Origin of the sequence: Pseudogulbenkiania sp. NH8B, assembly GCF_000283535.1 — a bacterium.
Taxonomy (GTDB): Bacteria; Pseudomonadota; Gammaproteobacteria; order Burkholderiales; family Chromobacteriaceae; genus Pseudogulbenkiania; species Pseudogulbenkiania ferrooxidans.
In genome coordinates this window covers 4,269,779-4,280,852 of sequence record NC_016002.1, presented here as the reverse complement: position 1 = coordinate 4,280,852, position 11,074 = coordinate 4,269,779, and the positions used below count along the sequence as shown (strand labels likewise).

The window sequence follows — 11,074 nt, the reverse complement described above, 5'->3', positions numbered from 1 at the left end:
TAGTAGCCCGGACGTGCTTGGTGCCTGAATCAGCGCCCCAAACAAAAAAATGGCCCCTTGCGGGGCCATGTAACGAACCAGACGGTCCAGACAGGAATGAGATCAAAGACGGCTTACAGCGACGGCAGCAGCCCGTCGATGGCGAAGCGGTTGTAGTCGGCACGCTGGATCAGCGCGGCTGCTTTCTGGATGTCCGGCGCGAAGTAGCGGTCCTTGTCGTAGAACGGCACTTCGGCGCGCAGCAGCGCCTTGGCGGATTCCAGTTGCTCTGCCGCCTTGTTCGGGGCGCGGAAGTCCACGCCCTGGCAGGCAGCCAACAGTTCCACGGCGAGGATGCCGGCGGTGTTGTCGGCCATGTCGCGCAGGCGACGGCCGGCGAAGGTAGCCATGGACACGTGGTCTTCCTGGTTGGCCGAAGTCGGCAGGCTGTCCACCGAGGCAGGGTGGGCCAGCGACTTGTTCTCGGACGCCAGCGCGGCGGAGGTCACCTGGGCGATCATGAAGCCGGAGTTCACCCCGCCGTTGTTGACCAGGAACGGCGGCAGCTTGGACAGGTTGCTGTCGATCAACAGCGCCATGCGGCGTTCGGACAGCGAGCCGATCTCGGCGATGGCCAGCGCCAGGTTGTCGGCGGCGAAGGCCACCGGCTCGGCGTGGAAGTTGCCGCCGGAGATGATGTCGTTGTCGTCGGCGAACACCAGCGGGTTGTCGGAGACGGCGTTGGCTTCGGTCAGCAGCACTTCGGACGACTGGCGGATCTGGGTCAGGCAGGCGCCCATCACCTGCGGCTGGCAGCGCAGGGAGTACGGGTCCTGCACCTTGCCGCAGTTCTCGTGCGAGTGGGAGATGTCGCTGGCATCACCCAGCAGTGCGCGGTATTGGCGGGCGGCGTCGATCTGGCCCTTGTGGCCGCGCACCTGGTGGATGCGGTCGTCGAACGGACGGCGGCTGCCCTGCGCGGCTTCCACCGACATGGCACCGGCCACGGCGGCGGCGACGTACAGGTCTTCGGCGGCGAACAGGCCTTCCAGCGCGAAAGCGGTCGACGCCTGGGTACCGTTCAGCAGCGCCAGGCCTTCTTTCGGGGCCAGGGTGATCGGGTCCAGGCCGGCGGCGTGCATGGCTTCGCGGCCGTGCACGCGCTGGCCGTTCACGAAGGCTTCGCCTTCGCCGATCAGCACGGCGCTCATGTGCGACAGCGGGGCCAGGTCGCCGGAGGCGCCGACGGAACCCTTCTGCGGAATCACCGGGTAGATGCCCTTGTTGAACAGGGTGATCATCGCCTCCAGCACCAGGCGGCGGATGCCGGAGAAGCCGCGCGCCAGCGAGTTGATCTTGAGCGCCATCACCAGGCGCACGGTGCTGTCCTTCATCGGCTCGCCAATGCCGGCGGCGTGCGACAGCACGATAGAGCGTTGCAGCAGTTCCAGTTCTTCCGGGGCGATCTTGGTGTTGGCCAGCAAGCCGAAGCCGGTGTTGATGCCGTACACGGTGCGGTTTTCGGCCAGCACGCGCGCCACGGTGGCGGCGGAGGCGTCGATGGCGGCGTGGGCCGCCGGGTCCAGCGCCAGCTGCACGGAGGCGTCGCGGGCGATCAAGCGCAGTTGGGCCAGCGTCAGCTTGCCCGGGGTGATGGTGATGGTGGTCATGGGTATTCCTTGTGTCTTGTCTGCCGTGGCGGTCCGTATCGGCCGCAACGTGCATTCGCAGGATGGGTGGCGCGCGGCACAACCCATCGATACGGGGCAATCATTGTGACGGGTGAGGGGCCAGCCCTTCACCCATCCTACGGTCTCAGCATAATGTGTTGCGCACACAACTCAGCGTAGCGGTTCTGGCTAGGCGCGCGGCCGCAGACAGTACAAGTCGTACGGCAAGGCCGCGCAACGCCGCCAGAAGGGTTGTGTGCGTGACGCTTACTTCAACATCGGCAGGTCGAGGCCCTGCGCTTTCGCGCAGTTCTTGGCGATGTCGTAGCCGGCGTCGGCGTGGCGCATCACGCCGGTGCCCGGGTCGTTGCGCAGCACGCGGCCGACGCGCTTGGCGGCTTCGTCGCTGCCGTCGCACACGATCACCACGCCGGAGTGCTGGCTGAAGCCCATGCCCACGCCGCCGCCGTGGTGCAGCGACACCCAGGTAGCGCCGCCGGCGGTGTTCAAGAGCGCGTTGAGCAGCGGCCAGTCGGATACTGCATCAGACCCGTCCAGCATGCTTTCGGTTTCGCGGTTCGGGCTGGCGACGGAGCCGGAATCGAGGTGGTCGCGGCCGATCACGATCGGGGCCTTGAGTTCGCCGTTCTTCACCATTTCGTTGAAGGCGAGGCCGAGGCGGGCGCGGTCTTTCAGGCCGACCCAGCAGATGCGCGCCGGCAGGCCCTGGAAGCTGATGCGCTCACGCGCCATGTCGAGCCAGTTGTGCAGGTGCGGATCGTCCGGGATCAGTTCCTTGACCTTGGCGTCGGTCTTGTAGATGTCTTCCGGGTCGCCCGACAGCGCCACCCAGCGGAACGGGCCGATGCCCTCGCAGAACAGCGGACGGACGTAGGCCGGCACGAAGCCCGGGAAGTCGAAGGCGTTCTCGACGCCCATTTCCAGCGCCATCTGGCGAATGTTGTTGCCGTAGTCCAGGGTGGCGGCACCGCGGCTTTGCAGCGTCAGCATCGCCTGCACCTGCTTGGCCATGGTCTGCTTGGCCGGCAGCACGATCGATTGCGGGTCGTTCTGACGGGCGGCACGCCACTGCTCCATGGTCCAGCCCTGCGGCAGGTAGCCGTTGATCGGGTCGTGGGCGGAAGTCTGGTCGGTCACCACGTCCGGGGTGATGCCACGGGCGACCAGTTCGGCGAAGACGTCGGCGGCGTTGCCCAGCAGGCCCACCGAGACGGCCTTGCCGGATTGCTTGGCGTCTTCGACGATGGCCAGCGCTTCATCCAGCGTGGTGGCCTTGCGGTCGACGTAGCGGGTCTTGAGGCGGAAGTCGATGCGGGTCTCGTCGCATTCCACGGCGATCATGCTGAAGCCGGCCATGGTGGCGGCCAGCGGCTGCGCGCCGCCCATGCCGCCCAGACCGCCGGTGAGAATCCAGCGGCCTTTCGGGTTGTTGTCGAAATGCTGCTTGGCGACCGAGAAGAAGGTCTCGTAGGTGCCCTGCACGATGCCTTGCGAGCCGATGTAGATCCACGAGCCGGCGGTCATCTGGCCGTACATCATCAGGCCCTTCTTATCCAGCTCGTTGAAGTGGTCCCAGTTGGCCCAGTGCGGCACCAGATTGGAGTTGGCGATCAGCACGCGCGGGGCGTCGGCGTGGGTCTTGAACACGCCCACCGGCTTGCCGGACTGCACCAGCAGGGTTTCGTCGTCTTCCAGACGACGCAGCACTTCCAGAATCTTGTCGTAGCACTCCCAGTTGCGCGCCGCGCGACCGATACCACCGTACACCACCAGGCTCTGCGGGTGCTCGGCCACTTCCGGGTCGAGGTTGTTCTGGATCATGCGGTAGGCGGCTTCGGTGAGCCAGCTCTTGCAGGTCTTTTCGCTGCCGCGGGGGGCGTGGATGACACGGGAAGCGTCAAAGCGCGGGTCAGTCATGGTGGGGACTCCTCCTAATGGCCTGCTCCGGCAGGCGCGGTATGAAACGGGTCGCTGTCCATCGCAGCGGGGGCGCTCTGTCAGCGCCCGGTTTGCTCTGCGATCGGCAAATGTCTATACAAGTGGACTCAGTGTAGCGAGATCATATTGTCTATACAAGTGGAAAATCGCGATTTCGGCGAAAAATGTTGCCGGAAGCCGACAGCCCCCGTCGCCATCCGCCGCCAAGCCAGGCGGGGCGCGGGTTACGGCGGGACGCGGGGAATCCGGAAAGGGAATCGAGAGACGCCGCAGGCGCGCGCAGCGTGCCGCCGCGCCGCCTTGCAAGCGCAGAACGGGCGTCGTGCGCCCCGCACCATGCGGCGGGTTTGGCGTAGCTGCGCCCCTCTGGTGCGGAGCGACGCGCCGTGCCGGTCTCACCGGAAGGCCGGCTGAAAAGGCTCAGGGCGGGCATCCCGTTGGCCGCCACGAACCAACGAAATACCCGCCCTGAGGCGGCCGGAGGCGGGCGACGACCCGCCGCTTGGGCCCTATTCGTGCTGGATTACACCGCGGAACACGCGCAGTTGCAGCGGATTGGTGCCGAGGCCGTAGACGATCTCGGCCGGGTGTTCGATGTCCCACAGCAACAGGTCGGCGACGCAGCCTTCGGCCAACCTGCCGTGCGTCGCGCCGCGCCCCAGCGCCTGCGCGGCGTGGCGGGTGGCGCCGGCGAGCGCCTCTTCCGGGGTCAGGCCGAACAGCACGCAGGCCTGGTTCAGCGCCAGCCGCAGCGAGGCGAACGGGCTGGTGCCGGGGTTGAGGTCGGTGGACACCGCCATCGGCACGCCGGCGGCGCGCAGCTTGGCCACCGGCGGTTGTTGCGTCTCGCGCAGGAAGTAGTAGGCGCCGGGCAGCAGCACCGCCACGGTGCCGGCAGCCTTGAGCGCCGCCACCCCGGCGTCGTCGAGGTATTCGATGTGGTCGGCGGACAGCCCGTGGTATTCAGCCACCAGCGCCGCGCCGTGCAGATTGGAGAGCTGCTCGACGTGGCCCTTCACCTTGAGGCCGTGCTGCCGCGCGGCGTCGAACACCCGCCGCGCCTGCGCCGGGCTGAAGCCGACCCCCTCGCAGAACACGTCCACCGCTTCGGCCAACCCTTGTTGCGCTGCGGCCGGCAGGATGACGTTCACCACGTGCTCGATGTAGCCGTCGGCGTCGCCGGCGAACTCCGGCGGCACGGCGTGCGCCGCCAGCAGGGTCGGCGCCACCTCCACCGGCAGCCCCGCCGCCAGCCGGCGCGCCGCGCCGAGCTGCTTCAGCTCGTCCGCCAGCGTCAGGCCGTAACCCGACTTGATCTCGACCGTGGTCACCCCCTCCTGCATCAGCGCCTTCAGGCGCGGCAGGCTCAGTGCGGCCAGCGCCTCCTCGTCCAGCGCGCGCGTGGCGCGCACCGTGGAGACGATGCCGCCGCCCTCGGCGGCGATCTGCTGGTAGGGCACGCCGGTGAGACGCTTTTCCCACTCGGCGGCGCGGTTGCCGCCGTAGACGAGATGAGTGTGGCAGTCGATCAACCCCGGCGTCAGCCAGCGCCCCGCGCCGTCGATCACCTCGCCGGCGAAGGCGGCCAGGTCGATCCCGGCCTGCGGCACGATGGCGGCGATGCGGCCGTCGCGCACCAGCAGGGCGTGCGCGTCCAGCGCGCCGTAGGGCGCGGGATGGCGCGGGTCGAGGGTGGCCAGGCGGACGTTGATCCACAGGCTGTCACCGTGCAGAGGGGGACGGGTCATGGCGAAAGGCTCCGATAGTTGTATATACATTCAATCACAGCCGCGCTCCAAGTCAAGCCCCGCGAAGGCGGCCATCACCCTCTGCGACCGGATTCCGGGCCACGTTGTCCCGCCCCGCGGCGCCGCCCGGGTCGAATCTGACTATGTCTATACAATATTTCACCCGGCGCGGTGGCCGCGCCGGGCCGCGCTGTCGTAGATAAGCCACAAAGGGATGCGCGATTTTTGCCGCCGCAGCAGGCACGGCGAGCCCGCCATCGTCACGCCATGGCAAAAACACCGACAAATCTTTGATATAAAAGGATAAACAACACCAATCAACGCCATGTCGTCTGAATTTTTCGGCCAAGGTGCGGCCTGCAACCGCGGCGTTCACCCCACTTTTTCTCCTGAGGCTGGACAGGGCCTCTGCAAAAAAGCGATTGCGCCGCGCCGGCTTCGCTCTTAGATTTGTCTATACATTTAGCCGATCCAACGCAAGAGTGGCGGCATGATGGCCAGCCACGCGGCACGCGCCGGATGGCCTTATCCCGGCCCTGGCCGCCCGCCTCGGCCCATTGCACTCAGCTGTCTACGGAGACATAGCCCATGAAGAAACTCGCCCTCACCGTTTGCCTCGCCCTGGCCTCCAGCGGCGTGTTCGCCAAGGACTGGAAGGTCATTCGCTTCGGCGTCGATGCCAGTTACGCCCCGTTCGAATCGAAAGCCGCCGACGGCAAGCTGGCCGGCTTCGACATCGACCTGGGCAACGCCATCTGCGAGAAACTGAAAGCCAAATGCGTGTGGGTCGAGAACGACTTCGACGGCATGATCCCGGCGCTCAAGGCCAAGAAATTCGACGGCATCCTGTCGGCGCTGTCGGTCACCGAGAAGCGCGCCGAGCAGATCGCCTTCTCCGACAAGATGTACAACTCGCCGGTGCGCATGATCGCCAAGAAGGGCGCGCCGCTGCAGCCGACCCCGGAATCGCTGCGCGGCAAGCGCATCGGCGTCGAGCAGGGCTCGACCCAGGAAGCCTACGCCAAGGCGCACTGGGAGCCCAAGGGCGTGAACGTGGTGCCGTACCAGAACCAGGACCTGGTGCTGTCCGACCTGGTGTCGGGCCGCCTCGACGCCTCGCTGCAGGACGCGGTGCAGGCCGACGTCGGCTTCCTGAGAACCGCGCGCGGCAACGGCTTCGCCTTCGCCGGACCGGAAGTGAACGACGCCAAGATTCTTGGCACCGGCACCGCGATCGGCCTGCGCAAGGACGACGCCGACCTGCGCCAGCAGATCAACCAGGCACTCGCCGCGATCCATCAGGACGGCACCTACCAGCGCCTGGCCAAGAAGTACTTCACCTTCGACATCTATCACTGAGCGGTTCCACGCGGCTGCGAGTGCGGCGCCGCCCCACACGGGCGGGGCCGATCGACCCGGTCAGAGGCGCCATCGCGCCCCTGACCGGGGTCGAGCCATTGCGGCGTGATGACCACCATGGCGGATGGGCGGCGGCCGCCGCGCCATCGCTAACCATGTAAAGGAGTAAGCCATGCTGCTGCAAGGCTTTGGCCCGCTGATTGCGAGCGGCACCTGGATGACGATCAAGCTGGCGCTGTTGTCGATGCTGGCGTCGGTGCTGATCGGACTCGTCGGCGCCAGTTCCAAGTTGTCCGGCAGCCGCCTGTTGCGCGGCCTTGCCACCGGCTACACCACGCTGATCCGCAGCGTGCCCGACCTGGTGATCATGCTGCTGCTGTTCTACAGCCTGCAGATGCTGCTCAACCAGGCCACCGAGTGGGCCGGCGTCGAGCAGATCGACATCGACCCCTTCCTCGCCGGGGTGGTGACGCTGGGCTTCATCTACGGCGCCTATTTCACCGAAACCTTCCGCGGCGCCTTCCAGGCCGTGCCGCGCGGCCAGCTCGAGGCGGCGGTGGCCTACGGCATGAAGCCGTGGCAGGTGTTCCGCCGCGTGCTGTTTCCGCAGATGATGCGCTTCGCGCTGCCCGGCATCGGCAACAACTGGCAGGTGATGATCAAGGCCACCGCCCTGGTGTCCATCATCGGCCTGTCCGACATCGTCAAGGCGACCCAGGACGCCGGCAAGAGCTCGATGCAACTGTTTTATTTCTGCGTGGTAGGCGGGCTGATCTACCTCGCCATCACCACGGTATCGAACGGCGCCCTGCTCTGGCTGGAGCGGCGCTACTCGGTCGGCGTCAGAAAGGCCGCACTATGAACGAGATTTTGCAGCAATACTGGCAGGCCTACCTGTGGAGCGACGGCTACCACCTGTCCGGGGTCGCCATGACCCTGTGGCTGCTGGTGGCGTCGATCGGCATCGGCTTCGTGCTGGCGGTGCCGCTGGCGGTGGCGCGCGTGTCGCCCAATCCGCTGATCCGCGGCCCGGTGTGGTTCTACACCTACGTGTTCCGCGGCACGCCGCTCTACATCCAGCTGCTGGTGTTCTACACCGGCATCTACAGCATCGAGTCGGTGCGCGCCCAGCCCTTGCTCGACGCCTTCTTCCGCGAGGGCATCAACTGCACGCTGCTGGCGTTCGCGCTCAACACCTGCGCCTACACCGTGGAAATCTTCGCCGGCGCGATCCGCGCCACGCCGTACGGCGAGATCGAGGCGGCGCGCGCCTACGGCATGTCGAGCTTCACGCTGTACCGCCGCGTCATCCTGCCCTCGGCGCTGCGCCGCGCGCTGCCGTACTACAGCAACGAGGTGATCCTGATGCTGCATTCCACCACGCTGGCGTTCACCGCCACGGTGCCGGACATCCTCAAGGTGGCGCGCGACGTCAACTCCGCCACCTACGCCTCGTTCGAGGCCTTCGGCATCGCCGGCGCGCTGTACGCCGTGATCGTGTTCGCGCTGGTCTGGCTGTTCCGCCGCGGCGAGCAGCGCTGGCTCGCCTTCCTCAAGCCGCAGGCGCATTGATTCGCCGTATTGGGAGAGATTGAAATGTACAAACTGACCGTGGACGACCTGCACAAGAAGTACGGCAACCACGAAGTGCTCAAGGGCGTGTCGCTCAAGGCCAAGGCCGGCGACGTGATCAGCATCATCGGCTCCTCGGGTTCGGGCAAGAGCACCTTCCTGCGCTGCATCAACTTCCTCGAGCAGCCCTGCGCCGGCGCCATCACGCTCAACGGCGAGGCGATCCGCACCGCGCCGGACAAGACCGGGGCGCTGCGCGTGAGCGACGCCAGGCAGCTGCAGCAGATGCGCACCCGGCTCGCCATGGTGTTCCAGCACTTCAACCTGTGGGGCCACATGACGGTGCTGGAGAACATCATCGAGGCGCCGATGCACGTGCTCGGGGTGAGCCGCGCCGAGGCCGAGGCGCGCGCGCGCAAGTACCTGGCCAAGGTCGGCCTGCCGGAGAGCGTCGAGGGCAAGTACCCGTCGCACATGTCGGGCGGGCAGCAGCAGCGCGTGGCGATCGCGCGCGCGCTGGCGATGGAGCCGGAGGTGATGCTGTTCGACGAGCCGACCTCGGCGCTTGACCCGGAGCTGGTGGGCGAGGTGCTGAAGGTGATGCAGACGTTGGCCGAAGAAGGCCGCACCATGCTGGTGGTGACGCACGAGATGGGCTTCGCGCGCGAGGTGTCCAACCACGTGATCTTCCTGCACCAGGGCCGGGTGGAGGAGGAAGGGCACCCGCGCGAGGTGCTCAACCAGCCCAAGAGCGAGCGCCTCCAGCAGTTCCTCGCCGGCAGCCTGAAGTAAGCAGCTGCACACGCTCTTTTTACGCGCCGCGCGGGGCCGGTGGTGCTCGGCCGCCGCCGCAAAAAGAGCGTGAACCGGTTCTAAGAACCTGTTTACGATCTCGCGAGCTAGAGCGAGACGAGGCAAAAACGGCTGAGGAAGCGGAGTTTACAAGTAGTAAATGAGCATTCCGAAGTCGGTTTTAACGCCGTATCGCCGAAGCGCAGCAGATCGTAAACAGGTTTTAAGCCCACCCCGGGGAGAGGCGGGCGATGTAGCGCTGCGGCTACGCCGCCGCTACGCTACCATCGTACCCGCCCGTTTTTCCCCGGAGTCGCCATGTCCCTCACCCTGCCCGACGGCGCCAGCCTGAGCGAGCTCGCTCCCGGCGTCACCCTGCTCACCCTCGCCCACGACCGCTTCGACGCCCGGCTCTCGCTGTTGGGCGGCCAGCTGCTCGACTACACCCGCCACGGTGAGCCGCCGCTGCTGTACCTGTCGCCCGCCGCCGTGTTCCAGCCCGGCAAGGCGATCCGCGGCGGCATCCCGCTGTGCTGGCCGTGGTTCGGCGCCCATCCCGACGACGCCGGCGCGCCGGCGCACGGCGTGGCGCGCCAGCAGCCGTGGGTGTTGCAGACGGTGTCGCGCGACGCCGACGGCTTCAGCGTGCGGCTGGCCGGCCCACTCCACGGCGCGCTGGAGGCCAGCCTCGAGCTGCGCCTCGACGACGCCGTCGAGCTGGCACTGACCACCCGCAACCACGGCGGCGCGCCGGCCCCGCTCTCCGCCGCGCTGCACAGCTATCTGGCGCTGGGCGACATCGACGGCGCCACCCTCACCGGCCTCGCCGGCGCCAGCTACCTCGACCAGTTGCAGGGACAGCCGTCGCGCTTCGGCAGCGAGCCGCTGCGCTTCGAGCGCGAGATCGACGCCATCGTCTACCCCGAGGGCCCGCTCACGCTGCACGACGCGGCCTGGGGACGCACCGTCACCCTCAGCGCCGCGGGTTCCGCCAGCAGCGTGGTGTGGAACCCGTGGATCGCCAAGTCGGCCCGCCTGGCCGACCTGCCGGACGACGGCTACCGCCACTTCGTGTGCGTCGAGACCGCCAACGCCGGCCGCGACGCGCGCCTCCTGGCGCCGGGCGAAAGCCATACCCTGCGCACCCGCCTGCAGGCGCAGCCGATCTCCTGACAGCGCGCCGCGACGCGCTATAATGGCCGGCTGCCGCCGCATCCAGCGCGGCGGCCGAGCCGGACCCCGAGACCCATGACGACGCCCCAGAAACTTTCCCGCTTCCTGCCCCTGGCCTTTCCCAACGGCAACCGTATCAGCCGTTTCGCCAAGGCCTGCCCGCACTGCCACAGCATGGTGACGGCGCGCGACATGGAAGGCATCGCCCGCCTGCTGCACGACAAGATCGTGCTGGCGGCCGAGGCCGAGTGCCCGGAATGCCACCGCCGCTTCCCGGTCGCCTGCGTCATCAGCGACGACAAGCGCGTGCACCGCGTGCGCCTGCCGCTGTGGCTGTTCCGTCTCTGGCTCAAGCTGGCGCTGCGCAACCTGCCCGAGCCGCAGCTGCAGGAAGACTGGTCGGTGCCGGAAGAAGCGCCGCCGGCCGGCATCCGCCTGCCCGACAACGCCGTCGTCACCCGCTCCCCCGACGTGCTGGGCCAGTTCGATGGCACGCCGATCAATGCCTGGCTCGACATCGACGGCCGCCACTTCGTGTTCGAGCGCGCCCTGCCGCCGGCCGGCCAGCTGTGCCTGGCCGACAGCGAACTACTGTTCGAAGGCAAGCTGGTGTACCGCCTGGCCTGATGCTCCCCGGCCGCTGCCGACCGGCGGCGGCCTCTTCACGCGGCAACAAAAAAACGACACCTTTCGCGCCATTCATGCCGCCCAGTTAGCGCAAACGCATTTTAAACTGGATGTTGTTTTTCATATAACATACCATGCCCGGCTGAGCGACTCGCGCCGGCTACGGCAGGCGGCGGGTCCGGGTGGCGGGCCGGC

The 11,074-nt window shown here is 67.3% G+C and carries 9 protein-coding genes; 6 read left to right on the top strand and 3 right to left on the bottom strand.

Annotation, left to right across the window (positions count from 1 at the left end; translation table 11 throughout):
• Window positions 1–113: 113 nt before the first annotated feature.
• The 3 genes from hutH to hutI all read right to left on the bottom strand — a co-directional run bounded on the left by hutH (window position 114) and on the right by hutI (window position 5,356).
• A complete protein-coding gene (hutH, locus tag NH8B_RS19825) occupies window positions 114–1,649 on the bottom strand; it encodes a histidine ammonia-lyase (protein ID WP_008955455.1) in 1,536 nt (511 codons plus the stop codon).
• Window positions 1,650–1,916: 267 nt separating this feature from the next.
• Window positions 1,917–3,587, bottom strand: a complete 1,671-nt coding sequence (gene hutU / locus NH8B_RS19820; RefSeq protein WP_014088826.1) for a urocanate hydratase — start codon at window positions 3,585–3,587, stop codon at window positions 1,917–1,919.
• Window positions 3,588–4,117: 530 nt separating this feature from the next.
• Entirely contained in the window at window positions 4,118–5,356 is a 1,239-nt protein-coding gene (gene hutI / locus NH8B_RS19815) for an imidazolonepropionase (RefSeq protein WP_014088825.1), read from the bottom strand.
• Window positions 5,357–5,944: 588 nt separating this feature from the next.
• On the opposite strand from hutI, the gene NH8B_RS19810 reads away from it, so the two are divergent.
• The 6 genes from NH8B_RS19810 (at window position 5,945) to NH8B_RS19785 (ending at window position 10,879) form a co-directional block, all read left to right on the top strand.
• Window positions 5,945–6,715, top strand: coding sequence for an ABC transporter substrate-binding protein (locus NH8B_RS19810; protein WP_014088823.1), 771 nt, complete (start codon window positions 5,945–5,947; stop codon window positions 6,713–6,715).
• Window positions 6,716–6,887: 172 nt separating this feature from the next.
• Window positions 6,888–7,577, top strand: coding sequence for an ABC transporter permease (locus NH8B_RS19805; RefSeq protein WP_008955451.1), 690 nt, complete (start codon window positions 6,888–6,890; stop codon window positions 7,575–7,577).
• The gene (locus tag NH8B_RS19800) at window positions 7,574–8,287 is read left to right on the top strand and encodes an ABC transporter permease (RefSeq protein WP_008955450.1); all 714 of its coding nucleotides are present in this window, start codon (window positions 7,574–7,576) and stop codon (window positions 8,285–8,287) included. The genes NH8B_RS19805 and NH8B_RS19800 overlap by 4 nt, the downstream gene beginning before the upstream one ends.
• A gap of 24 nt (window positions 8,288–8,311) precedes the next feature.
• A complete protein-coding gene (locus NH8B_RS19795) occupies window positions 8,312–9,079 on the top strand; it encodes an ABC transporter ATP-binding protein (protein ID WP_014087230.1) in 768 nt (255 codons plus the stop codon).
• Between the two features lie 318 nt (window positions 9,080–9,397).
• A complete protein-coding gene (locus NH8B_RS19790) occupies window positions 9,398–10,252 on the top strand; it encodes a D-hexose-6-phosphate mutarotase (protein WP_014088822.1) in 855 nt (284 codons plus the stop codon).
• 75 nt (window positions 10,253–10,327) lie between these two features.
• Window positions 10,328–10,879 carry a hypothetical protein gene (locus NH8B_RS19785; RefSeq protein ID WP_014088821.1) on the top strand — a complete coding sequence of 184 codons (552 nt, stop codon included), beginning with the start codon at window positions 10,328–10,330 and terminating at the stop codon, window positions 10,877–10,879.
• Window positions 10,880–11,074: the final 195 nt, after the last annotated feature.

Bases quoted from the DNA above. Each gene is read 5' to 3' on its own strand.
- hutH (WP_008955455.1), bottom strand. From the start codon at position 1,649: ATGACCACCATCACCATCACCCCGGGCAAGCTGACGCTGGCCCAACTG.
- hutU (WP_014088826.1), bottom strand. From the start codon at position 3,587: ATGACTGACCCGCGCTTTGACGCTTCCCGTGTCATCCACGCCCCCCGC.
- hutI (WP_014088825.1), bottom strand. From the start codon at position 5,356: ATGACCCGTCCCCCTCTGCACGGTGACAGCCTGTGGATCAACGTCCGC.
- NH8B_RS19810 (WP_014088823.1), top strand. From the start codon at position 5,945: ATGAAGAAACTCGCCCTCACCGTTTGCCTCGCCCTGGCCTCCAGCGGC.
- NH8B_RS19805 (WP_008955451.1), top strand. From the start codon at position 6,888: ATGCTGCTGCAAGGCTTTGGCCCGCTGATTGCGAGCGGCACCTGGATG.
- NH8B_RS19800 (WP_008955450.1), top strand. From the start codon at position 7,574: ATGAACGAGATTTTGCAGCAATACTGGCAGGCCTACCTGTGGAGCGAC.
- NH8B_RS19795 (WP_014087230.1), top strand. From the start codon at position 8,312: ATGTACAAACTGACCGTGGACGACCTGCACAAGAAGTACGGCAACCAC.
- NH8B_RS19790 (WP_014088822.1), top strand. From the start codon at position 9,398: ATGTCCCTCACCCTGCCCGACGGCGCCAGCCTGAGCGAGCTCGCTCCC.
- NH8B_RS19785 (WP_014088821.1), top strand. From the start codon at position 10,328: ATGACGACGCCCCAGAAACTTTCCCGCTTCCTGCCCCTGGCCTTTCCC.